At 52.9% G+C, this 24,167-nt stretch carries 24 protein-coding genes; 10 read left to right on the forward strand and 14 right to left on the reverse strand.

The window, feature by feature from the left end:
• Positions 1-41: 41 nt before the first annotated feature.
• From rarD to csdA, 3 genes are all read right to left on the reverse strand, one after another.
• The gene (gene rarD, locus QEN31_RS04345) at positions 42-929 is read right to left on the reverse strand and encodes an EamA family transporter RarD (protein ID WP_014343890.1); all 888 of its coding nucleotides are present in this window, start codon (positions 927-929) and stop codon (positions 42-44) included.
• Between the two features lie 299 nt (positions 930-1,228).
• The gene (gene csdE / locus QEN31_RS04350; RefSeq protein ID WP_000184199.1) at positions 1,229-1,672 is read right to left on the reverse strand and encodes a cysteine desulfurase sulfur acceptor subunit CsdE; all 444 of its coding nucleotides are present in this window, start codon (positions 1,670-1,672) and stop codon (positions 1,229-1,231) included.
• Positions 1,672-2,877, reverse strand: coding sequence for a cysteine desulfurase CsdA (gene csdA / locus QEN31_RS04355; RefSeq protein WP_020437826.1), 1,206 nt, complete (start codon positions 2,875-2,877; stop codon positions 1,672-1,674). The genes csdE and csdA overlap by 1 nt, the downstream gene beginning before the upstream one ends.
• A 192-nt stretch (positions 2,878-3,069) precedes the next feature.
• Between csdA and QEN31_RS04360 the strand changes: the two genes are divergently transcribed.
• The 4 genes from QEN31_RS04360 (at position 3,070) to rlmM (ending at position 6,068) form a co-directional block, all read left to right on the forward strand.
• Positions 3,070-3,297 carry a YgdI/YgdR family lipoprotein gene (locus QEN31_RS04360; RefSeq protein ID WP_000750393.1) on the forward strand — a complete coding sequence of 76 codons (228 nt, stop codon included), beginning with the start codon at positions 3,070-3,072 and terminating at the stop codon, positions 3,295-3,297.
• A gap of 346 nt (positions 3,298-3,643) precedes the next feature.
• Positions 3,644-4,561 carry a glycine cleavage system transcriptional regulator GcvA gene (gene gcvA, locus QEN31_RS04365; protein ID WP_000044409.1) on the forward strand — a complete coding sequence of 306 codons (918 nt, stop codon included), beginning with the start codon at positions 3,644-3,646 and terminating at the stop codon, positions 4,559-4,561.
• An 18-nt stretch (positions 4,562-4,579) separates the two neighbouring features.
• Entirely contained in the window at positions 4,580-4,975 is a 396-nt protein-coding gene (locus tag QEN31_RS04370; RefSeq protein ID WP_000203913.1) for a DUF423 domain-containing protein, read from the forward strand.
• A complete protein-coding gene (rlmM, locus tag QEN31_RS04375) occupies positions 4,968-6,068 on the forward strand; it encodes a 23S rRNA (cytidine(2498)-2'-O)-methyltransferase RlmM (RefSeq protein ID WP_001045494.1) in 1,101 nt (366 codons plus the stop codon). Before QEN31_RS04370 ends, rlmM begins: the two co-directional genes overlap by 8 nt.
• A 58-nt stretch (positions 6,069-6,126) precedes the next feature.
• Here rlmM and fucR read toward each other — a convergent pair whose 3' ends face one another.
• The 5 genes from fucR to fucP form a co-directional block, all read right to left on the reverse strand.
• On the reverse strand, positions 6,127-6,837 hold the full coding sequence (fucR, locus tag QEN31_RS04380; RefSeq protein ID WP_000642330.1) for an L-fucose operon activator: 711 nt from the start codon (positions 6,835-6,837) through the stop codon (positions 6,127-6,129).
• A gap of 57 nt (positions 6,838-6,894) precedes the next feature.
• Entirely contained in the window at positions 6,895-7,317 is a 423-nt protein-coding gene (gene fucU / locus QEN31_RS04385) for an L-fucose mutarotase (protein WP_000920848.1), read from the reverse strand.
• A gap of 1 nt (position 7,318) precedes the next feature.
• Positions 7,319-8,737 (reverse strand): L-fuculokinase, encoded by a 1,419-nt coding sequence (fucK, locus tag QEN31_RS04390; RefSeq protein ID WP_000806780.1) that lies wholly within the window; start codon positions 8,735-8,737, stop codon positions 7,319-7,321.
• Between the two features lie 100 nt (positions 8,738-8,837).
• A complete protein-coding gene (gene fucI, locus QEN31_RS04395; protein ID WP_023170953.1) occupies positions 8,838-10,613 on the reverse strand; it encodes an L-fucose isomerase in 1,776 nt (591 codons plus the stop codon).
• Between the two features lie 31 nt (positions 10,614-10,644).
• Positions 10,645-11,961: an L-fucose:H+ symporter permease gene (gene fucP, locus QEN31_RS04400; RefSeq protein WP_000528622.1), complete on the reverse strand. Its 1,317-nt coding sequence runs from the start codon at positions 11,959-11,961 to the stop codon at positions 10,645-10,647.
• 555 nt (positions 11,962-12,516) lie between these two features.
• Between fucP and fucA the strand changes: the two genes are divergently transcribed.
• Together fucA and fucO are read left to right on the forward strand one after the other, a co-directional pair.
• Positions 12,517-13,164: an L-fuculose-phosphate aldolase gene (fucA, locus tag QEN31_RS04405; RefSeq protein WP_000440828.1), complete on the forward strand. Its 648-nt coding sequence runs from the start codon at positions 12,517-12,519 to the stop codon at positions 13,162-13,164.
• A 16-nt stretch (positions 13,165-13,180) separates the two neighbouring features.
• Positions 13,181-14,329, forward strand: coding sequence for a lactaldehyde reductase (gene fucO / locus QEN31_RS04410; protein ID WP_000013563.1), 1,149 nt, complete (start codon positions 13,181-13,183; stop codon positions 14,327-14,329).
• A 91-nt stretch (positions 14,330-14,420) separates the two neighbouring features.
• Here fucO and xni read toward each other — a convergent pair whose 3' ends face one another.
• From xni to queF, 5 genes are all read right to left on the reverse strand, one after another.
• Complete coding sequence (xni, locus tag QEN31_RS04415) at positions 14,421-15,176, reverse strand: flap endonuclease Xni (RefSeq protein WP_064239782.1); 756 nt, start codon at positions 15,174-15,176, stop codon at positions 14,421-14,423.
• Between the two features lie 170 nt (positions 15,177-15,346).
• Positions 15,347-16,714, reverse strand: coding sequence for an L-serine ammonia-lyase II (gene sdaB / locus QEN31_RS04420; RefSeq protein WP_000626384.1), 1,368 nt, complete (start codon positions 16,712-16,714; stop codon positions 15,347-15,349).
• Positions 16,715-16,772: 58 nt separating this feature from the next.
• Positions 16,773-18,062 (reverse strand): HAAAP family serine/threonine permease SdaC, encoded by a 1,290-nt coding sequence (sdaC, locus tag QEN31_RS04425; RefSeq protein ID WP_000450462.1) that lies wholly within the window; start codon positions 18,060-18,062, stop codon positions 16,773-16,775.
• Between the two features lie 564 nt (positions 18,063-18,626).
• Entirely contained in the window at positions 18,627-19,991 is a 1,365-nt protein-coding gene (gene ppnN / locus QEN31_RS04430; RefSeq protein WP_000627973.1) for a nucleotide 5'-monophosphate nucleosidase PpnN, read from the reverse strand.
• A gap of 112 nt (positions 19,992-20,103) precedes the next feature.
• The gene (queF, locus tag QEN31_RS04435) at positions 20,104-20,952 is read right to left on the reverse strand and encodes an NADPH-dependent 7-cyano-7-deazaguanine reductase QueF (protein WP_000100459.1); all 849 of its coding nucleotides are present in this window, start codon (positions 20,950-20,952) and stop codon (positions 20,104-20,106) included.
• Between the two features lie 68 nt (positions 20,953-21,020).
• On the opposite strand from queF, the gene syd reads away from it, so the two are divergent.
• The 4 genes from syd (at position 21,021) to QEN31_RS04455 (ending at position 23,757) form a co-directional block, all read left to right on the forward strand.
• Positions 21,021-21,566 carry a SecY-interacting protein gene (gene syd, locus QEN31_RS04440; protein WP_000343990.1) on the forward strand — a complete coding sequence of 182 codons (546 nt, stop codon included), beginning with the start codon at positions 21,021-21,023 and terminating at the stop codon, positions 21,564-21,566.
• Positions 21,567-22,177: 611 nt separating this feature from the next.
• Entirely contained in the window at positions 22,178-22,507 is a 330-nt protein-coding gene (locus tag QEN31_RS04445; RefSeq protein ID WP_000207016.1) for a YqcC family protein, read from the forward strand.
• Positions 22,507-23,289 (forward strand): tRNA pseudouridine(65) synthase TruC, encoded by a 783-nt coding sequence (gene truC, locus QEN31_RS04450; RefSeq protein WP_000890027.1) that lies wholly within the window; start codon positions 22,507-22,509, stop codon positions 23,287-23,289. The genes QEN31_RS04445 and truC overlap by 1 nt, the downstream gene beginning before the upstream one ends.
• Before the next feature lie 18 nt (positions 23,290-23,307).
• The gene (locus tag QEN31_RS04455; protein WP_000807739.1) at positions 23,308-23,757 is read left to right on the forward strand and encodes a flavodoxin; all 450 of its coding nucleotides are present in this window, start codon (positions 23,308-23,310) and stop codon (positions 23,755-23,757) included.
• Between the two features lie 149 nt (positions 23,758-23,906).
• Here the strand turns inward: QEN31_RS04455 and QEN31_RS04460 are convergent, their stop codons facing one another.
• Positions 23,907-24,158: a hypothetical protein gene (locus QEN31_RS04460; protein ID WP_001626563.1), complete on the reverse strand. Its 252-nt coding sequence runs from the start codon at positions 24,156-24,158 to the stop codon at positions 23,907-23,909.
• Positions 24,159-24,167 lie beyond the last annotated feature (9 nt).

Below are 24,167 nucleotides of genomic sequence, written 5' to 3' on the forward strand. Positions count from 1 at the left end.
CGGAGTGTCACGCAGACGCGTATCCGGCCCTGCGCCCTTCGTTAGCGAAAGAAGCGCTGTACCCTGCCGAACACCGGTTTCAGACGGGCGCGGAGATAATGGGAATATAAATTTTCAGATATGCATAGAAACAACCCGAACCATACTGCACAAAAGCAGAGCAGTTCCGCGTAATTAATGTGCTCGCCAAATATCATAATGGCAAGTAAGAACTGTAAAGACGGTTCTATATATTGCGCCAGTCCGGTGACAATCAACGAGGTGTGATTTAACGCGATGGCAAATAATACCAGTGGAATGATCGTCACTGGCGCCGTCATGACATACAAAAAGAAAGGAGTATTAGCGGATATAATTGGTCCAGTATCGCTAAAGAGAAAAATTAATAGTGAGACAGGCAATGCCCATAATGTTTCAATCGTTATCGATGTCATCACATCATAATGTATAAACTTTCGCGCCAGGCCATATAGCGCAAATGATAATCCCATGGTTAGCGCCAGCGCCGGGAAATGCCGTAGCATGATAATTTGAAAAGTCAGGCCGCAGACACCGGAAAAAACGGCGATGGCCTGAAACAACGACAGTTTTTCTTTAAGAAAAATGCATCCCAGCGCAATAACAAATAGCGGGTTGATAAAATAGCCGAGGCTGGCATCAAGCACCAGATGATGGGTTAGCGCATAAATAAAAGATGACCATGATACAATCATCAAAAGTCCGGCGATCATGCAGAAGAAAAAAGATTTTTTATCTTTCCAGGCATCATGAAATCGCGTTCGCTGCCGAAATAACAATCTTACTGCCAGTAATAATGGAATTGACCAGAACACCCGGTATATCAATATTTGTGCGAGATTTCCCCCTGATAAATATTGATAATATAAAGGTGTTAACCCCCATAATATAAATGCCAGTACCACAAACATGGTACCGCTACGCAGATATTTTTCCACTTATCCATATCCTGTTATAACTTCACCCGATACGTATGAATTTTCCAATTCACCTGCTACGCTACATCGAGTGGCTTTATTTACTCTAAAATCTTCACGCCGTTTTAACATGGATTCTAACATTGTAATTTCATTGTGATAGCTGATAAAAATCAAAAGAATGTTTATCAGGGAAATCTGACGCCGAAACTAATAAAGTGACTGGATTATTTTATCTGCATCGCCTGACCGCCGCGGACGGCGCTGTCAGGCGACAGAATATTTACGCTATTTCAACGCTTATGCGTTGCGGCAACAATCGCTTCGCTCAGCGCGTTCAGCCCCTGACTGCGTGAGGCGCTAAGCTGGGCGCGTAAACCCAGCTCATCAAACAGCGCCAGCGGTGAACGAGCCTGTAATTCGGCGGCGTTTTTTCCTTCCACCGCGGTGAGCAATACCGCCAGCAGGCCGCGGACAATCCGCCCCTCACTGTCGCCGAAAAAGTGCATCGTTCCGTTATCTGATCGGGTAAAGCCCAGCCAGACGCGGTTCTCGCAGCCGGCTATCTCTTTCGCCTGCGCTTTGCATTCATCCGGCAGAGCGGGGAGCTGTTTTCCTAACAGAATCAACTGACGATATTTATCCTCCCACTGGGTCAGCGGGAGAAAGATAGCGCGTAACGTCTCTTCCGTTACAGTTGTGCCGAACGGGTGTCCGGTATAAAGAGGGTTTGTCATTAATCCACCAGCAGTTCCAGCGCGCGGTCAACGGCGTTAACCAACGCATCCACATCATGTTGGGTATTATACGGCGCAAAAGAGGCGCGCAGAGTCCCTGTGACGCCAAGTTCCGCCAGCAATGGCTGGGCGCAATGTTGCCCGGCCCGGAGCGCAATACCGTATTCCGCCAGCAGCGTCACCATATCGCCGTGGTGCACGCCGACAAAATCAAAGGCCAGCAGGCTGGAGTCCTGGCAGCGGAACGAACGAAAGCCCGGACGTTTCGCCAGTGCGTCTTCCGCCAGCGTCGCCAGCCCGCGGCTCCAGTTTTCGGCCTGTTCAATATCGATATCGGACAGCCATTCCAGCGCAGCGCTCAGGCCGATGACCCCGGCGACGTTCGGCGTCCCCGCTTCCAGTTTCCAGGGAGCGCTTTGAGTGGTGAAGCCTTCAAAGCTAACGTCACGGATCATCTTGCCGCCGCCGAGCCAGGGCGACATCGCCTCAAGAAGCTCCGGCTTACCGTACAGCACGCCGATACCGGTTGGACCATACAGTTTGTGAGCGGAAAAAGCATAAAAATCGATATCAAGCTGCTGGACATCCGCCGGGAAGTGTACCGCGCCTTGCGCGCCATCTACCATCACGACCATTCCCGCTGCGTGAGCGGTGCTGATAGCGCTTGCGAGATCCGGGCAGCCGCCCGTTACGTTCGACATTTGCCCCAGCGCCAGAATCTGGCTGCGCGACGTGATCAGTTCCGGCAGACGCTCAACATCAGGAAGACGTCGGTCATTAAGCGGCAGTTTTATGACCTGCGCGCCGGTTTGTTGCGCCACCATCAGCCAGGGCACAAGGTTGGCGTGATGCTCGGCGACGCTAACGATAATTTCATCGCCGGGGCGCAGACGAGGACGGGCGTAACACTGCGCCACCATGTTGATCGCTTCGGTGGTGCCGCGTGTCCAGACGATACTTTTTTCATCGGGCGCGTTTAACAGCCGCGCCGCTTTTGCTCTGGCCGCTTCATATTGCGCCGTCAGGCGCTGCGCCTGCGCAAACTGGCTACGATGAACGTTACCGGCGCTCAAACAATAAAACTGGTGCGTGGCGTCAATGACTGCCTGTGGCTTTAATGCCGTAGCGGCGCTATCGAGATAAACACCCGCATCGGCTAGCGCGGGAAACTGCGCGCGAAACTGCGTGGGATTAAAAGCGTTCATGATATTCCTCGGTTCAGTTTACCGATCGTGGCGTAAAAGCGCGGCTGATACAAGGTTTGTCCTAACCATCGGAATCGTCTGTATATCCTGGCGAATTATGTAAAGGAGGTTATGCTGAATAATGTTAGGCGAATGTTTAAGCCTGTTACGGAGTCCGCTTTAAATAGCACAAACAGCTTTAAGGAGAAGAAGATGAAAAAGACTGCCGCAATTATCTCTGCATGTATGCTGACTTTTGCCCTGAGCGCCTGTTCCGGTCCTAATTACGTTATGCACACCAATGATGGACGTAGCATTGTGACCGACGGTAAACCCCAGACCGATAACGATACCGGTATGATTTCGTATAAAGACGCTAATGGCAACAAACAGCAGATCAATCGTACTGACGTGAAAGAGATGGTGGCTCTGGAAAACTAACCGTTTGTTATACAAAAAAAAGCACCGCAATATGGCGGTGCTACATTAATCACTATGGACAGACAGGGTAAATGTACAGGAAGTGAAAAAGGGTAGTCTCGCTACCGTGGTCTGAATCGCAGACCAATTGCAAACACAACAACACAACATCACAACCGTAAGCCAAAAGCCCATCAGAACACGCATTCCGATAAAACTTTTCGTTCCGGCTCAGGAAGTGCCGCCACTATAGGTATTTGCTGGTAGAACCTCAACGGACAATTTATAATGTCTCAGATTAAAAAAACTAATAGGTTACATGTTGTTACCTATTTGTTAAATTCATTCGACATTAAGTCCAGAGGCCATGTCAAAACGATTACCTCCTTTAAATGCGTTACGCGTTTTTGATGCTGCCGCGCGCCATTTGAGCTTTACGCGAGCAGCGGAAGAACTTTTTGTGACGCAGGCCGCAGTAAGCCACCAAATTAAGTCACTTGAGGATTTTTTGGGGCTAAAACTGTTCCGCCGCCGCAATCGTTCGCTGCTGCTGACGGAAGAAGGCCAAAGCTATTTTCTCGACATTAAAGAGATATTTTCCCAGCTCACGGAAGCAACGCGTAAGCTCCAGGCGCGCAGTGCCAAAGGGGCGCTGACGGTGAGTTTACCGCCCAGTTTTGCCATCCAGTGGCTGGTGCCCAGGCTCTCCAGCTTTAACTCAGCTTATCCGGGAATTGACGTTCGGATACAAGCCGTTGACCGTCAGGAAGATAAACTGGCAGACGATGTCGATGTCGCGATTTTTTATGGCCGGGGAAACTGGCCGGGCTTGCGCGTCGAAAAATTATACGCAGAATATTTACTGCCCGTCTGTTCTCCTTTATTACTCACAGGCGAAAAACCGTTAAAAACGCCGGAAGATCTGGCGAAACACACGCTATTGCACGACGCCTCCCGGCGTGACTGGCAGGCCTATACTCGTCAGTTAGGGCTCAACCATATTAACGTTCAGCAAGGGCCGATATTTAGCCACAGCGCGATGGTGCTACAGGCCGCTATTCACGGACAGGGGATCGCGCTGGCGAATAATGTTATGGCGCAGTCGGAAATTGAAGCCGGGCGACTGGTGTGCCCATTTAACGATGTTCTGGTGAGTAAGAATGCTTTTTATCTGGTTTGTCATGACAGCCAGGCAGAACTGGGTAAAATAGCCGCCTTCCGTCAGTGGATTTTGGCGAAGGCGGCGACGGAGCAAGAAAAATTCCGTTTTCGTTACGAACAATAATTAACTTAGGGTATGACCATGACCAGCCGTTTTATGCTGATTGTCGCCGCTATCAGCGGTTTTATTTACGTTGCTCTGGGCGCGTTCGGGGCGCATGTTTTGAGTAAAACCCTGGGCGTGGTTGAAATGGGCTGGATTCAGACCGGCCTGCAATATCAGGCGTTCCATACGCTGGCGATCTTTGGCCTGGCGGTGGCGATGCAGCGCCGTATCAGCATCTGGTTTTACTGGAGCAGCGTTTTTCTGGCGCTGGGCACGGTGCTGTTTAGCGGCAGTCTGTACTGCCTTGCGCTTTCGCATCTGCGCTTGTGGGCGTATATCACGCCTGTCGGCGGCGTCAGTTTCCTGGTGGGCTGGGCGCTATTACTGATTGGCGCCATTCGTATGAAACGTAAGGGCGCGAGCCATGAATAAAGTTGTATTGCTTTGCCGTCCGGGGTTTGAAAAAGAGTGCGCTGCAGAAATTACCGATAAAGCGGGAAAACGGGAAATATTTGGTTTTGCACGCGTAAAAGAGAACGCAGGCTATGTCATTTATGAATGCTACCAGCCGGAAGATGGCGAAAAGCTGATTTCAGAACTGCCGTTCAGTTCGCTGATTTTCGCCCGCCAGTGGTTTGTGGTGGGTGAACTGCTGCAACATTTACCGCCGGAAGACAGAATTACGCCGATTGTCGGCATGTTGCAGGGCGTAGTGGAAAAGGGCGGCGAGCTGCGAGTTGAAGTCGCCGACACCAATGAAAGTAAAGAACTGATGAAGTTCTGCCGCAAATTTACGGTGCCGCTGCGCGCGGCTTTGCGTGATGCGGGCGTATTGACGAATTATGAAACGCCGAAGCGTCCGGTCGTTCATGTCTTTTTTATCGCGCCAGGATGCTGCTATACCGGTTATTCGTTCGCGCATAACAATTCACCGTTTTATATGGGCATCCCGCGTTTGAAGTTTCCGTCTGATGCGCCGAGCCGCTCAACGCTGAAACTGGAAGAGGCGCTCCACGTTTTCATCCCGGAAGATGAGTGGGATGAACGTCTGGCGAACGGCATGTATGCGGTGGATTTGGGCGCCTGTCCCGGCGGATGGACGTACCAGTTAGTGAAGCGCAATATGTGGGTCTACTCCGTAGATAACGGCCCGATGGCGCAAAGCCTGATGGACACCGGACAGGTGACCTGGTTGCGTGAGGATGGCTTCAGGTACCGTCCGAACCGGAATAATATTTCATGGATGGTCTGCGATATGGTGGAGAAGCCGGCCAAAGTCACCGCGTTAATGGCGCAGTGGCTGGTGAACGGCTGGTGTCGGGAGACGATTTTTAACCTTAAACTGCCGATGAAAAAACGCTATGAAGAGGTGTCGCATAACCTGGCGTATCTTCAGGCGCAGTTGGATGAGCACGGCGTTAATGCGCAGATCCAGGCGCGTCAGCTTTATCACGATCGCGAAGAAGTGACGGTACACGTGCGTCGGTTGTGGGCGGCTGTTGGCGGACGTCGCGACGAGCGATAAAAACGCGTTGCCGTCGTCCGGCGCGTCATCAGCGCCGGATGACGCACGCTTATCCGGTCTACGATTGCGGCGCATCTGAAACAATATGCGTCACGTCATCCAGATGGCCGATGCGCGCCTCTCCTGAACGATTAAATTTACTTTTATCAATCAATAATAAAGACTGCGAGGCGCGCCTGAGCAGGATAGATTTAAAATCGGCGTTGATCGCATTGGAGTCCCACAGATCGCCGCCGCCGTCGATCCCCTCGCAGGAAAAGATGAACAGATCGATATCAAGCGATTTTAGCTGTGAGATAAGCGACGGGTTAACGTAACAGCCATATTTACGTTCAAGCTGGCCGCCGGAACTTATCAGCGCAATGCGTTCGCGTTTTCCCAGCTCCTGACAGATAGGATGGCTATTGGTAAAAACCTGAATGGGAATATCCGGCAACTGGCGGGCCAGATACCAGCAAGTTGAACTGGCATCCAGCGCAATCGTCATTCCTTCTTCTATCCACGCTAACGCTTCACGGGCAATATCGGCTTTGTGCGCATAATGGCTTTTCAGGCGGATATGGAATGGATCGCCGCTGTCCTGATTTTCACGATGAATATATTTAGCTCGTCCGTGATTACGCAGCACTTTTCCCTGCGTCTGTAGTTCACTGAGATCGCGGCGGATGGTCTCTTTACTGACGTTAAGCCGGGTGGCCAGCGCTTCGGTGGTCAGACTTTTATGATTGATCAGCAGATCGACTATCGCTTGTTGGCGTGCCGCTTTCATTTTTCTCACCCCATCATTCGATGAACGCCCGCGTCATGCGGGCGCACCGGCAAGAGATTACGGCGTTACCCCTTTTTTTAAAAGAATATTTCCGTACTTCGCGCACTCACCTGTGATAACGATCGCAAACGCTTTTTGCGCCCGCTCATAAAACGCATAACGGTCGATACGAACGATATCCGGGCACGGCGCTTCTAATGACAAAGCATCGCGATAGCGCGCTTCAACGCTGGGGTCGAGCGTGTCGCCTTCCACGGCGGCCATCATTACCAGCGGCGGGGCGTAGCTATCCAGCTCAAAGAGCGGAATAATTGCCCGCAGTAGATCGCTGACGCTAAGACCATCGGCGCGAATCACCTGTGGGCCCAGGCTATGCGCGGGAAAGTGAGCGTCGGAAAAAATGATTTCGTCCCCGTGGCCCATCTCGGCCAGCACTTTGAGCAGTGTCGGGGAAATTAACGGTGAAATGGTTTTTAGCATTTCATACTCCCTCAATAATTTCGGGTTCGGTTTGCGGCCAGAAATAGCGATACTGATAATTGACCTGCGCGCGCGCCTGCTCCGGGCTACTAAATTCGCCTACGCCGTACCAGCCAAACATGGCAGCGCCGGCCACGGTGGTTTCCGCGTCGTCCAGCACCTTGATAGGGATATCAAGCTGATTCGCTTTAATTTGATTCCATAAAGCGTTGCGACTGCCGCCGCCAACCAGTAACAGTTCTGTGGCGTTAAAATGGCCGATTTTCTCCAGCGTGCGCAGATTACGCTGAAGTTGCGCCGTCAGGCCTTCCAGCGCGGCGCGATAGAAATGGCCGCGGGTGGTATTGAGCGTCACGCCCTGCCAGCCTGCATTTTGGCAGGCGAGCAGATCGCACTGCATCCGTACGCCTTCCGCGCCAGCGGGAATAGCGCGCGCTTCGTCGATCAGCGTTTGCCATGGTGTTTCTGGCGTCCACAGCAGTTTTCGTACCCATTCGAGTACGCCGGAGGCCAGCCACTGCATTCCGGGGTTATAAAGCCCCGACTGACTGTCCAGTTCACAGGTCGAGCCCGGATACTGACTGAGCAGCGAGGTATCCACCTGACCGCTGCGTACCATCAGAATCTCCCATGTTCCGGAGGAGAGCACCGGTTCACCTTGCTGCGCGCCAGCGCCGAATAACGCGAACTGAGTATCGTGTCCGGCAGAGATCACCGGCACACCCGCCGGGAGCCCGAGTAGCCTGGCCGCGTCTGTCTGTAGCGTGCCTATCGGGGCGCCTGCTTCCACGATACGCGGGAACAGGCGGCGCGCCAGGCCCGTCGCCTGCAGGATTTCCGGACTAAAGTCGCGCTGATGGATATCCAGTAGCTGGCTGGTGCCTGCCATAGTGATATCGGTTGTAAACTCGCCGGTCAGACGGTGGTTAATCAGCGACGAGATAAACAGCCAGCAGTGAGCTTGTTCCAGCAGGCGCGGATGATTCTCTTTAAGCCAGACCAGTTTATACAGCGTGTTAAAGCTGAACGCGCCGACGCCGGAGAGCGTCTGCAATTGCCGGGGCGAGATAAAGCGCTCAATAGTTTCCATCACGGCAGCGGTTCGCGGGCATTTCCAACTGATGACCGGGTAGAGCAGCTTACCCTGCGCATCGACCAGCGCGCCATCGACGCCGAACGTAGTCACCGTAATACCGCGAACAACACACTCCGACAGGGCGCTGGAGAGTGACCTGCAGCAGTCGGCGAAACGTTGCAGGATGGCGTCCAGCGACCACTGATGCCAGGCGCTATTTTCTGCGGCAATGTCGCTGGCGTTAGCGGTTGAGGCGCGGGCGACAATTTTCCCCTGGCGATCAACGGCGATCGCCCGAACGTTAGTCGCACCGCAGTCGAGAACCAGGATAACGTCTTGTTTCATAGATAACTCCATAAACGCCGCCCGATGGCGCTACGCTTATCCGGCCTACGGTTCACGCGCCCGTAGTCCCGGTAAACCTGCGCCACCGGGCTAAGCCGCATTAACGTTTATACAGCGGGCCATAATTCTGGCAGGCGCGATAATCCTGGCCTTCGATATCCATACCGTGAGCCGCCCAGGCGGAAGGACGGTAGATCTTCGCCTCCTCCACGTTGTGCATACATACCGGGATACGCAGCATCGCGGCGAGAGTAATAAAGTCTGCCCCTACATGGCCGATGGTGAGTACGCCGTGGTTAGCGCCCCAGTTCGCCATCACCGAATAGACATCGGTAAACGGGCCTTTGCCGGTAAGACGCGGCGCAAACCAGGTAGTAGGCCAGGTAGAGTTGGTGCGGGCATCAAGCTGATCGTGCATCGCTTTCGGCAGTTCGACGCTCCAGCCCTCGGCGATTTGCAGTACTGGTCCCAGACCTTTGATGATATTCACGCGGGTCATGGTGAATGGCACGCCGCCTTCGGTCAGGAAACGGGATGAGTAGCCGCCGCCGCGGAAGTATTCGTGAATCGCCGGGCACCATTCGGTGGCCGCCAGACACGCATCCGCCTCTTGTTGGCTGATTTCCCAGTGTGGTTTCATGGTCGGCTTGCCTTCGCTGTCGCGCTGTTTACAGGCACCGTCCAGAGCGGCAGAACCGGAATTAATCAGGTGAATAATGCCGTGCTCCGCCAGTCCGCTAAGCGCCTGGCCGGTGACGCGTTCTACGGCTTCCGGCGACCAGTAGGTTCGCACGTCGGCGAATATCTGCGCGGTACCGGTGAGTTGATGGCCAAACAGCATCGCTACGCCGTTCAGACTGTCATTTTCGGTGGCGACGACAAACGGTTCGCGTACGCCGTTCCAGTCAAAAGAACTATTGAGCAGCGCTTCGGCGGTATCGCCGTTCGGGTATTGATCGGTCCAGTGGCGCTGGCCCTGAAAGCCGGCGGCAATGGCGTTGTAGCCCAGCGATTCTTCAACTAACCCTTTGTCCGCCAGAGTCTTGTTGCCCTGCATCATATCGCGAATACACATCGCCATCAGCAGGCTCTCTTTTAGCACCGCGCGGTTCTGGGCTTCATTGCGCTTATACTGCGAGGCGTTCTGATCTTCGCCGTAGCGGAAGTTTTTATCCGCCCACGCCAGCGCCATCTCCAGTTCGGCCTCATCATAAATTTTTTGATCGATACGGCGGCGCAGCTCGGTCATATCTACCGCTTGCACCTTCATGCCCAGCCAGGATTCAAAGAAGTTATGATCGACAATGGAACCCGCGATCCCCATCGACACGCCGCCGACGGAGAGGTAGCTTTTGCCTTTCATACTGGCTACCGCTAACCCTGCCCGCGCAAAACGCAGCAGTTTTTCTTCGACGTCGGCAGGAATGGAGGTATCGTCGGCATCCTGCACGTCATGGCCATAAATGGAGAACGCCGGAATGCCTTTCTGGCTGTGCGCCGCCAGCGCCGCGGCAAGGTAAACCGCCCCAGGACGCTCTGTGCCGTTAAAGCCCCAGATGGCTTTCGGACGCATCGGGTCCATATCAATGGTTTCGCTGCCATAGCACCAGCACGGCGTAACGGTAATGGTCACGCCCACGTTCTGGCTACTGAATTTTTCTTCACAGGCGGCGGATTCCGCCATTCCGGCAATACAGGTATCCGCAATGACGCACTCCACCTGTGCCCCACAGGCGTGGCGGATTTTCTCGGTGATGAGCACCGCCGTCGCTTTCGCCATGTTCATGGTTTGCTCTTCGAGCGACTCGCGTACGCCCATACGACGTCCATCAATCACCGGGCGGATACCGATTTTCGGTAAGCTGATTTTTTTCATGACAGATTCCTCACGTTATTCGGATAAATGTTCAGTTTGTCGCCGCTTGTGAACGGAAACGGGCAAAAATGAAGATGACGGCAAAGCACAATGCCGGAACCAGTTCGGCGGTCGGGATTTTGCCTGCGGCGTCGCTAACGAAGCCCATTACTGGCGTGACAATACCGCCGCCAATAATGGTCATGACGATAAAAGACGAGCCGTACTTAGTGTCCTGTCCCAGATTTTTGATACCCAGCGAGAAGATGGTCGGGTACTGGATTGACATAAATGCGCTACACAACGTCAGCGCCAGCAGGCCGATATGTCCGCCACTAAAGGCGGAAATCAGACACAGGAGCATGGCAAACAGGGCGTAGGCGGCCAGCACTTTATGCGGCGCGAAGCGGCTGATAAGCCAGGTCCCGGTGAAACGGCCGATAAAGAAGCACACCATCGTGCCGGTCAGGTAATTGGCGGCGAAACCGGGCGTCATTCCAGGGATCTCCTCAATGGCGTAGCGGATCAGATAGCTCCAGCAGGCGGTTTGCGCCCCCACGTAGCAGAACTGCGCCAGCACCGCCCAGCGCCAGTGGCGGATACGGATGAGTCGGGAGAGAGAAGATAAGAAAGAGCTTTGTTTAGCATCGCTATGATCGTCACTTTGCAGGGCCGGAAATTTGGTCAGCATAATCAGCAGCGCAACTACTAATACGATGGCGACGATAATCATGTATGGCGTTTGTACCGATAACACCAGGCTGTGTTTATAGGCGCTAAGCTGATCCGGCGTCATTTTATCAAGCGCTTCTTGCGATTGATGCGGCACGTTAGACAAAATAAGGCTTTGCCCAAACACAACGGCGATAATAGCGCCAAAGGAGTTAAAAGTTTGCGCCAGATTAAGCCGGAAATGTCCGCCGCTTTCTGGACCTAATACCGTCACAAAAGGGTTGGCTGCAGTTTCAAGGCAGCCTAAACCGGCGGCGATGATAAACAGGCCAATTAAAAATAATGTGTAATTCATTATCTCGGCGGCAGGCCAGAATAATGCGGCGCCAACAGCATACAAAAAAAGCCCGGTGATAATCCCTGCTTTATAACTGAGTTTTTTCATCAAAATCCCAGCGGGAATTGGAATGACGAAATAACCGAAATAAAAGGCTGACTGAATAAGTCCGGCCTGGAAGTTAGTTAGCGTAAAAGCTTGTTGAAACTGCGGTAATAAAATGTCATTCAGATTATTGGCGACGGCCCACAGAAAAAATAGCGAGCAAAGTAAGGCGAATGGAATAATGTAGCGCTTGCTTTTGCTTTGCTCTGCATCCACAGCACGAAAACTCTGTGTTTGTATTGTTGTGTTTCCCATAGCATCCTCATCGGTTCAGAAGCTTTTGCGTGCGGTCGGTTCTGGTCACCAGACCGTTAAATTAGGTGAGTTCGCTTTTCTTACCGGTAATAAATTGGCGTCCGGAATGAACTCATGGAGTCATTTTCAAATAAAAAAGGCCTTTTAATATGATGGCGGTCACATTTATACCTGAGAGCATAGCGTTCTGTGATTATCATCACTTTAATTTTCATAAAAAAATGACCGTTTGAGATGTTTAATTTAAAAAACCACAGGCTGAATGCCCGAATTAAATTATTGCTACGAAAACGGTCAGCGGTGACTTATTTTTCATCTTTGCCCGTTTTGAAAAATATTATTAAGAGCGGGCATTTATCGGCGAGAGAAATGGCAGTCGTCTGGTTTATCGTGGCGAATTAATTGATGTGTATCACAAAATATTGTTATTTAAATTCCCTTCTCTTTATTCAGTATGATGATAGTTGCTAACTATTCGATTATTTCAACAGGACAGCAGCGTGATGCGAAAGGCGGTTTTGTTGTCTCATTTTGAATCACAGAGAGAGGTAAATAATGGAACGAAATAGACTGGCGCGGCAGATTATTGATACCTGTCTGGAAATGACGCGGTTAGGGTTAAATCAGGGGACGGCAGGTAACGTGAGCGTACGTTATCAGGGCGGAATGCTGATTACGCCGACGGGGATCCCCTACGAGAAGCTGACAGAGTCGCACATTGTCTTTATTGATGCAGACGGTCAGCATGAGCAGGGCAAGCTGCCTTCCAGCGAGTGGCGTTTTCATATGGCGGCATACCAGACGCGCCCTGACGCCAATGCCGTGGTACATAACCACGCGGTCCATTGTACGGCAGTCTCGATCCTCAATCGCCCGATTCCGGCGATTCACTACATGATTGCCGCCGCGGGGGGAAACTCTATTCCCTGCGCGCCCTACGCCACTTTTGGCACCCGCGAACTTTCTGACCATGTTGCCGTGGCGCTTAAAAATCGTAAAGCGACGCTGTTACAGCATCACGGGCTTATCGCTTGTGAAGAAAATTTAGACAAAGCGTTGTGGCTGGCGCATGAAGTGGAAGTGCTGGCGCAGCTCTATTTAAGTACGCTGGCCATTGTCGATCCGGTACCGGTACTGGATGACGAGGCGATCGCTATCGTACTGGAGAAATTTAAAACTTACGGATTACGTATTGAAGAGTGATGTCAGGAGACAGGCGATGGCGAACAGAATGATTCTGAATGAAACGGCATGGTTTGGCCGGGGAGCGGTGGACGCATTAACCGATGAGGTGACGCGCCGCGGTTATCATAAAGCGCTGATTGTTACCGATAAAACGCTGGTGCAATGCGGTGTGGTCGATAAAGTGACAAGCAGAATGGATGCCGCAGGGCTGGCGTGGGAGATCTATGCGGGCGTGATCCCTAATCCTACGATTTCCGTTGTCCAGGAAGGGCTTAAGGTCTTTACCCAAAGTGGCGCGGACTATCTCATCGCCATTGGCGGCGGTTCTCCGCAGGATACCTGCAAAGCGATCGGTATTATCAGTAACAATCCGGAATTTGCCGATGTGCGCAGTCTGGAAGGGCTATCGCCGACCCGTAAACCCAGCGTGCCGATTATGGCGATCCCGACAACGGCGGGAACCGCGGCGGAAGTCACTATCAATTATGTGATTACCGATGAAGAGAAACGGCGCAAATTCGTTTGTGTCGATCCACATGATATTCCGCAGGCGGCATTTATCGATGCCGATATGATGGACGGTATGCCGCCCGCGCTGAAAGCGGCAACGGGCGTGGATGCGCTAACCCATGCTATTGAAGGCTATATTACCCGGGCCGCATGGGCGCTGACGGATGCATTACATATCAAAGCCATTGAGATTATTGCTGGCGCGCTGCGCGGCGCCGTAGCCGGAGAAAAAGAGGCCGGTGAGGCGATGGCGCTGGGGCAATACGTTGCCGGGATGGGGTTTTCCAATGTGGGGCTGGGGCTGGTGCATGGGATGGCGCATCCGCTGGGCGCGTTTTACAACACGCCGCATGGCGTCGCGAATGCTATTTTGCTTCCGCATGTGATGCGTTTTAATGCCGGGTCTACCAACGAGAAATTCCGTGATATCGCCCGGGCGATGGGGGTGAAGGTAGAAGGGTTGAGTCTTGAAGAGGCGCGTAATGCCGCAGTGGAAGCCGTATTTGCGCTAAATCGCGATGTGGGAATTCCGCTGCATTTGCGTGATGTCGGCGTTCGAAAAGAGGATATCCCGGCGCTGGCGCAGGCGGCGTTCGATGATGTCTGTACGGGCGGCAATCCGCGTGAAGCGAGTCTGGCGGACATTGTCGAACTGTATCATACCGCCTGGTAATTTTGCCGGATGGCGCTGCGCTTATCCGCTCTACATTTCGTGCAGTTCTGTAGGCCGGATAAGGCGTTCACGCCGCCATCCGGCAACAAAACTACCGCGCCAGCCGTAGCTGCTGTAAGTTTCCGTCGATATGTAAATCGGTTTGCAGACGTGCAATATCGCGGCAGAGAAATGCCATTTCTCTATGCGTCTCAAGCTTTTTGCGCCACTTTTCCGGCACCTTGTCCAGATGGGCGTAAATTCCCTCCAGATTTTGAAACTGAATCAATAGCTGGGTCGCGCTTTTGGGGCCGATACCGGCAACGCCGGGGACTTTCGAACTACTGATTCCTGCCAGACCCCAGTAATCCGGCAACTGCCGGGGAAGTACGCCAAACTCTTTTTCAATAAACGGCGCGTCCAGCCAGCGTTTCTGGAAGTAGTCGCGAATGCGCAATCCCGGAGAGAGCAACTGGCAATAGCCTTTATCGGTTGACACAATGGTTGCCTGGTGTCCGGCTTCGGTAACTTTTAGCGCCAGCGTCGCCGCCAGATCGTCCGCTTCGTTACCATCTGATGCCCAACAGCGTACGCCGCGCTGTTCAAACGCGGCGCGTAGGGCGGGCATTTCATTATGTAAATCGTCAGGCATCGGCGGACGTCCTGCTTTGTAGTCCGGCAAACGCTGATGACGCCAGCCGCTGCTGCGCGCGTCGTCATCAAATACCGCTACGGCATGGGTTGGCTGGCTGTGAATAATCAATTGATCGAGCGCGTGTTGGCAGGTTTCCACACAGGGCGATCCCTGAACGGCGTGAATACGGCGAATCAAATTGAGCGCGTCGACGATAAGCAGATGAGCAGCCACGGTGTTCTCCCTTACAAACCTGCGCGTAGGGTAACATTCACGGCGGGGGGAGGCGAGCATTGCGAAATAGCGCTATCCGTAGGCCTGATAAGCGAGGCGCCATCAGGCAACAAAAGCCGGATGGCGGCGAGCGCCTTATCCGGCCTACAGATCCTAAAATGTGCTGAGAATTAATCGCAGGTAACGATCTTCATCGCCAGGCCGCCGCGCGAAGTTTCGCGGTACTTAGCGTTCATGTCTTTACCGGTTTCGTACATGGTCTCAATCACTTTATCGAGGCATACACGCGGTTCGCTGGTACGGCGCAGCGCCATACGCGCGGCGTTGACCGCTTTGACTGAAGCAATTGCGTTACGCTCAATGCAGGGAACCTGTACCTGACCGGCAACCGGATCGCAAGTTAACCCCAGATTATGCTCCATGGCGATTTCTGCGGCGATACACACCTGCGCCGGACTACCGCCCAGCAGCTCGGCCAGACCCGCTGCCGCCATGGAACAGGCCACGCCGACCTCTCCCTGACAACCCACTTCGGCGCCGGAAATAGAGGCGTTCATCTTATACAGCGAGCCAATCGCGCTGGCGACCAGCATATAGCGAGCAAGCGAGTTAGCATTTACTTCGCGGATAAACTTGTCATAGTACGCCAGCACCGCCGGAACAATACCACATGCGCCGTTAGTCGGGGCAGTGACTACTCGTCCGCCTGCGGCATTCTCTTCGTTCACCGCCAGAGCGAACATATTGATCCAGTCGACGACCGCCATCGGATCGGTGGTTGTCTTATCCTGACTGACCAGCACCCGACGCAGCGCCGCCGCGCGACGCGGAACGCGCAGTTTGCCCGGCAATACGCCCTCGGTGGTGATACCGCGCTCAATACCGCTGCGCATTACCTCCCAGACCCTGGCGAAGTGCTGCTCCAGCGCTTCTTTACTGTGCAGAGCCAGTTCGTTTTGCATCATCAGACCGGAGAGCGACAAACCCGTCTCCTGGCAGTGGCGCTGTAAATCCGCGGCGGTTTTGTAAGGGTACGGTACGTTAACGGGTTCGCTATTCGTCAAACCAAAGTGCTCTTCATCGACGATAAAGCCGCCGCCGATGGAGTAGTAGGTTTGGCTGTAGAGCACCTTATCGCCCGCCAGCGCGGTAATACGCATCCCGTTCTCATGCAGAGACAGGTTGTCGGCGTGGAAATTCATGCACTTATCGACCGGAAATTCGACTTCATGCTGCCCATTAGCCAGTAGTAAACGCCCATGGGTGTTCACATCCTGGATAAAGGACGGAATGGCGTCGATATCGACGGTGTCCGGCAGATTCCCCGCCAGGCCCATAATAATGGCGATATCAGTGTGGTGGCCTTTACCCGTCAATGACAGAGAGCCGTAGACATCCACCACGACGCGGGTGACATCTGTAAGAATATGGCGGGCAATCAGATCGTCCGTGAACTGCTTGCCTGCTTTCATTGGTCCGACGGTGTGAGAACTGGAAGGGCCAATGCCGATTTTAAAAATATCGAATACGCTAATCATAGGGCATCCATTGCGGTTGTATCATAGAGAAGCGCCGCGGTAAGCGGCGCTAAAGGACTTAGCTGAACAGTGAGTAGAAAATAGCGGAGATGGCAATCAGGCCCATAATCACAACGAATACGTTGCTGATATGACCGCTGTACTTACGCATTGCCGGTACTTTCTGGATGGCATACATCGGCATCAGGAACAGAATCATCGCGATGATCGGGCCGCCCAGGGTTTCAATCATGCCCAGGATGCTGGGGTTCAGCGTCGCCACAATCCAGGTGGTGACCAGCATGAACAGCGCGGTAATTTTATTCAGTTTGTTGATTTCGATGGATTTACCTTTACCACGCAGCGATTTAATCACCATCCCGTTAAAGCCTTCACGCGCGCCAAGGTAGTGGCCGAGGAAGGATTTGGTGATAGCAATCATCGCAATGATCGGCGCCATCCAGGCGATGATCGGCGCGTTAAAATGGTTCGCCAGGTAAGACAGAATAGAGATGTTCTGCTCTTTTGCCGCTGCCAGATCTGCCGGCGTCAGGCTCAGCACGCAGCTGAAGACGAAGAACATCACGGTCAGCACCATCATGATGTGGGCGAAGGCCAGAATTTTAGAACATTTCTTCTCAGCGCCTTCACCGTACTCTTCACGCTTCGCAACCGCGAAGGAGGAGATGATCGGGGAGTGGTTGAAAGAGAAAACCATCACCGGAATCGCCAGCCACAGCGTCATCCACAGACCGTTACCGGTAGACGCGGCGGAATCAAAGGACAGAGTTTCCAGCGCCGCGCCGTTCCACTGCGGGATCAGGTACAAGGCCAGCAGCATCAGCGCAGCGACGAACGGGAATACCAGGATACTCATCGCCTTAACGATCATTTGCTCGCCGAAGCGCACGATGGTCATCATGCCAACAATCAGGATCAGGGAAAGAATCGCCCGCGGCGGCGGATTAATCGCTAACTGGTGGGTCAGGAAGCTTTCCACGGTATTAGTAATCGCCACGCTGTAAACCAGCAGGATGGGGTAAATCGCGAAGAAGTAAAGCAGGGTAATCAGTTTACCTGCGCCGATACCGAAGTGTTCCTCAACGACTTCAGTGATGTCTTCACCCGGATTTTTACCGGACAGCACGAAGCGGGTTAAACCACGGTGTGCGAAAAAGGTCATCGGGAAAGCGAGAATCGCCATGATGATGAGCGGAATCATGCCGCCGACGCCTGCGTTGATCGGCAGGAACAGAACGCCCGCGCCGATAGCCGTGCCGTAAAGGCCCAGCATCCACATGGTATCCGTTTTGCGCCATGCGCTTCGAGAGTCAATCGAAGCAATAGTGCTGGTCTGAGTGGTTTCCATCTATTTCTCCTGGAGGATGCTAAAAATCAGGTTGCTGGTCTAATCCAATGAAAAAAGACCTGATCGTAAAATGAAATCTGCTTAGGGACGCTTTTTATATAATTTTTCGCCGTAATAATTTTCGGGCGGAAAGATACATTTAAGTGATGAATCTATCAGTGATCCCGATCTCAAATGCAATAATCCGCTTCTTACATGGATAAATTTGGACCATTAATCTATTAAAAAAACGTCATAACGAATTTCCGGGCGCGAAGGCTACCATTAACGATATAAGGCCGGAAAGATTGGGGCGCAAGATACGGAGGTTTGACTATAAAAATCAAGGTTTTTAGTGGATTCTTGCGAAGAATGAGAGTTTGAACCGATAAATCACGGTAAGAGGAGTCAGGTAAACGTTTGCCTGGCAATCTATTTATGGTGAATTATAAATGGTGTTTATAAAACAATGCGGGCTATGCCTCTGATGATCATCATAAAAAATGAAGGCATACGTGAATCGCCATACCGCAATGAAAGGAATGGGAGAAGCGCCCGGCTGCTGGCGGCAACCGGGCATAAGCGTTAAGCGCAGATCTCGTAACAGGGGATGTAGGCGGAACCCGGCAATTTCATACGATGCTGCGCGACGAATCCCTGCAGCAGATCGTCCATGCGACGCATCATCTCTCGATCGCCGTGGATTTTATACGGACCATTAGCTTCAATGGCGCGTATCCCGACCTCCTTCACGTTCCCCGCGACAATACCGGAGAAGGCGCGCCGCAGATCCGCCGCCAGAATCTCAACCGGCTGATCCGGGTACAGTTTCAGGTTGGCCATATTCTCATGCGACGGCTCAAACGGCACCTGCAGATCCGGTGCAATACGCATCGACCAGTTAAAACTATAGGCGTCGCCAGTATCGCGGCGATTCTCTTTCACTTGCGGCATCGCTTTCTTCATCAGCCGCGCTACCTCCGCCGCATCGTCAATGATGATGCGGTAATGACGGCGGGCCGCTTCGCCCAGCGTATGGGTAATAAACTCATCCAGCACGCGGAAGTAATCGGCGCTCTCTTTTGGTCCGGTCAGGATCAGCGGCAGCACCTGATTTTTATTGGCTGGATTCATCAGAATCCCCAGCAAATAAAGCAGCTCTTCCGCCGTACCCACGCCGCCCGGGAAGATGATGATACCGTGTGCGATACGGACGAACGCTTCCAGGCGTTTTTCGATATCCGGCATGATGATCAGTTCGTTCACCAGCGGGTTAGGCGGTTCAGCCGCAATAATGGAAGGTTCAGTCATGCCGATAAAGCGGCTGTCTTTATAGCGCTGCTGTGCGTGACCGACCGCCGCGCCCTTCATGGGGGCTTCCATCGCCCCAGGGCCGCAGCCGGTGCAGATGTTCAGCTCGCGTAATCCCAACTGCGTGCCGACGCGACGGGCATACAGGTACTCGTTTTCGTTAATTGAGTGGCCGCCCCAGCATACCACCATGTTTGGCGCTTCGCCGACGTGCAGCGCCCGGGCGTTGCGCAAAATGGAGAACACCAGATTGGTGATATGTGTTGAGCTTTCAAGATCCAGATGCTGGAAACGGCCGGCATTGTGGATCTGCCCATTCACAAAGAGAATGTCGCGCAGCACCGCGAACAGGTTAGCCTGTAGCGCACGAATAATCCGCCCGTCAACAAAAGCGTCTTCAGGCGGGTTAATCAATTCCAGCTTCACGCCGCGCTCGCGGCGCAGTACGTTAATATCGAAATTTTCAAAGCGGGACAGCAGCTCTTTGCTGTTGTCGGTCAGGCTGCCGGAGTTAAGAACGGCAAGTGAACAGTTACGAAACAGTTGATACAGGTCGCTACTGGCCGTGCGTTTCAGCATGTCCACTTCCAGTTGCGACAACATATCCATTGAGCCAAGCGGGCTAATATGTGTAATCAAGTAAACTCCTTATGGGACGCAACACGCCATTCCCTGTTGATTACAATAGCCCTGGCTGATGACCTTTCACAACCTTACATGCGCAATCCGGCACGCAAAATTGACAAAAAAATTACTGTCGCGCCAGCCTGCCCGTGGCGGGCACGAAATCGGTATTGCTGCGCCAGGGATTAATGTCCAGCCCGCCGCGGCGGGTATAGCGCGCATAAACGCTTAGCGTTTCCGGCTGGCAGAAGCGCAGAATGTCATTGAAAATACGCTCTACGCACTGCTCGTGAAATTCATTATGGTGACGGAAGGAGACCAGATAACGCAGCAGTTTTTCCCTGTCGATTTTGCGCCCGCGATACTGAATTTGTATCGAGCCCCAGTCCGGTTGGTGGGTGATCAGGCAGTTGGATTTCAACAGATGACTGACCAGCGTCTCTTCTACTTGCTTCTCGCCGCTGACCGCATGTTGCAGATAGTCGGTAGTAAACTGGTAGTTGTCGATACTGATATCCTGATCGTCAATACAGGCGCCGTGGAAATGGGCGACAGGCTGTCCTTCCAGCTCATCAAGACGATGAAGCCTCACGCTAACGTTGCCCTGCGCGCAGGCGCGCAGATCGCGCTCCAGCGTCTGGCGAACCGTCTCCCAGGTGTCAAAGCGCGTCTGGTTAAAGCTGTTCAGATACAGTTTAAAGCTTTTGGATTCGATTAAATTAACGCTGGTGTAATCCAGTTCGACATGCCCGACGGCGACCTGCGGAAGACCCTGGCTGTTAAGCCAGGAAAGTTCATACAACGTCCAGATATCCGCGCCGTGGAACGGCAAATTATCGGCTGTTAATCCGAGCGGGTCGCGATTCAAACTGCGCGGTACGCCCTGCAGCAGGCTGGCGTCATAATTGTCCCGGTAATCCGTTGATTTTCCGAGAGTCAGGCCATCAAGAGCCTGATGGTTTTCATAAGAAGACATGTTTCACCGTCATAAACCAGATACACTATGCGCCAAGTGTATCCTGGCTTTTATGAAGAGAGAAACTGGTGGACGAACTGACAGCGCAGGCATTGAAAGCCTTTACGACGCGTTACTGCGACGCGTGGCAAGAAAAACACGGTAGCTGGCCGTTGAGCGAAGAACTGTATGGCGTACCTTCTCCGTGCATTATTTCTTCAACCCGCGATGCCGTTTACTGGCAGCCGCAACCTTTTGAAGGCGAAGAAAATGTAAACGCGGTTGAACGCGCCTTTGATATTATGGTACAACCTGCGCTCCACGCGTTTTACACCACGCAGTTTGCTGGCGACATGCCCGCGCAGTTTGCGGATGAAAAGCTTACGCTACTGCAAACCTGGAGTCAGGATGACTTTCGGCGCGTGCAGGAAAATCTGATAGGCCACCTGGTCACGCAAAAGCGGCTCAAGCTTCCTCCCACGCTTTTTATTGCGACGCAGGAAAATGAGCTTGAGGTCATTTCGGTCTGTAATCTGTCCGGCGAGGTGATTAAAGAAACGCTGGGCACCCGCAATCGTACCGTTCTTGCCGCAACGCTTGCGGAATTCCTTACGCAACTTAATCCTCTTCTGTAATCGTTTGCCCTAACAGGTGTGAGAGATCTCTTACAAAGTCTGTAGGAGATCGCCAGGATATCAGCGGATACTGAGCCCCGTTTTCTTATGTAAGTCTATATAAAACAACTAATTAAAATGTTTTTGCGCACTTTCATATGAAAATTTACTTAAGGTATTGTCTGTAAGCGTCTTGTAAGACAAGGTGAAACAGGCGATTCTATCTTCGTCGACAGGGAGTCGTACAACGAAGCGAACGTCAGGATGATGACGCTTCAGCAGGACACGCCAGGATGGTGTTACAAGGAAAGGCTTCAGGATGAAGCAAAGTGGAAAGCGCAGGATGCGTTAAAGGACACCTCCAGGACGGAGAACGAGAGCCGATCAGGATGTTCGGCGGGTCTGGATGACCAGGGACGCTTCAGGAAGAAGCTATCACATCGGGCGATGTGCGCAGGATGCAAACGTTCAGGATGAACAGGCCGTAAGGTCACAGGAAAAGTTGTCACGGATGAGCAGGGAGCACGAAAAGTAGCTGGAATGCTGCGAAACGAACCGGGAGCACTGTTTATACAGTGCTCCCTTTTTTTTGTTATTCTTCGCGCCAGATTTTCATCATTGAGGTTTTTAACATGACGACTCATGACCGTGTGCGTCAGCAGTTACATACGCTTGAAACGCTGCTGCGCGAGCATCGCCACTGGCGGCAGGATGCGCCGCAGGCGCACCTGTTTACCAGCACCCAACCATTTTTTATGGATACCATGGAACCGCTGGAATGGCTGCAATGGGTATTGATCCCACGTATGCATACCCTACTTGATAATGCGCAGCCGCTGCCCGAGGCGTTTGCCGTCGCCCCTTATTATGAAATGGCGCTGGCGGCGGATCATCCGCAGCGGGAGACGATCCTGGCGGTTTTGCAGGATCTGGATGCGCTATTCGCCCGCGATAAATCCTGATGCTGGAGATCCTCTATCAAGACCCGTGGCTGGTTGCCGTGAATAAACCCGCAGGCTGGCTTGTTCACCGGAGCTGGCTGGATCGCGACGAAAAAGTCGTGGTCATGCAAACGGTGCGCGACCAAATCGGCCAGCATGTTTTTACCGCCCACCGTCTCGACAGGCCCACGTCGGGCGTACTGTTAATGGGGCTGTCCAGCGAAGCGGGACGCCGTCTGGCGCAGCAGTTCGAGCAGCACCACATCCGTAAACGCTACCATGCCATTGTGCGCGGCTGGCTGATGGATGACGCGGTACTGGATTATCCGCTGGTGGAAGAGCGCGATAAAATTGCCGATAAATTCGCCCGCGAAGATAAAGCGCCCCAGCCGGCCGTAACGCAGTATCGCGGGCTGGCGACGGTCGAAATGGCGGTGCCGACCGGGCGTTATCCCACCACGCGTTATGGCCTGGTTGAGCTGGAACCAAAAACGGGACGCAAGCACCAGCTTCGTCGTCATCTGGCGCATCTGCGTCATCCTATCATCGGCGACAGTAAACATGGCGATTTGCGACAAAACCGCAGCGCCGCAGAGCATTTTGCCTGTCGTCGCCTGATGCTTCATGCCAGTCGTCTTGAACTGACGCACCCCTTCACCGGACAGCCGTTGATAATTCAGGCCGGGTTGGATGAAACCTGGATGCAGGCGCTGACGCAGTTTGGCTGGCGTGGACTTCTCCCTGACAATGAAAGGGTTGAGTTTACGGCGGCGTCCCGGCAGGATGAGACTCATCTGACATAATTCAGGGAGATACGCATAATGGCGGAAATTGGTATTTTTGTCGGGACCATGTATGGCAACTCACTGCTGGTGGCGGAAGAAGCGGAAGCGATCCTCGCCAGACAGGGCCACAGCGCGACCGTGTTTGAAGATCCTGAACTGTCCGACTGGCAGCAATATCAGGATAAGGTTGCGCTGGTCGTTACCTCGACGACCGGGCAGGGCGATCTACCGGATAGCATTGCGCCGCTCTTTCACGGCATTAAAGATACAGTCGGTTTTCAACCAAACCTGCGTTACGGGGTGATTGCGTTAGGTGATAGCAGCTACCCCAATTTCTGTAATGGCGGCAAACAGTTTGATGCCCTGTTGCAAGAGCAAAGCGCGCAGCGGGTGGGGGAGATGTTATTCATTGACGCCAGCGAACATCCGGAGCCGGAGAGCCAGTCCAATCCCTGGGTTGAAAACTGGGGAACTTTACTTTCCTGAGGTAAATCCCTCCCCCCTACGGGAGGGTACCTTTTCGTTTGCTTGCGTTGCCAGTAAGCAAAATCATGACCTGTACACAGTGTAAAGTAACTGAATCGTGTTAGCTTTGTGCATATGCCCGCAAAAGCAGCAGTTTTTTACGGGCGTTTTCATGTAATCAAGCGACCTGTTTCACATTCTTCTCTTTTTACTCCTCCTGCGTCGACGCCGACGCCTTCTGATTTCATTTCCGTGAAGTGGCTTCCACTGTCCTGGGCTTTTGCCATAAACAGGCGTAATTCATCGCCAAAATACTGTGTTGTTGCACGGTGAGTGTGTGTGGCGCGCTTTTTATACTTCTCCTGCCAGTGAATAAAAGCATGCAGCGTGCAAAGCAAACGACCTAATAAAAGCTGCAACAAGGAAACGTT

The sequence above is a fragment of the Salmonella sp. SA15303 genome (assembly GCF_029962125.1).
In the GTDB taxonomy this organism is placed as follows: Bacteria; Pseudomonadota; Gammaproteobacteria; order Enterobacterales; family Enterobacteriaceae; genus Salmonella; species Salmonella enterica.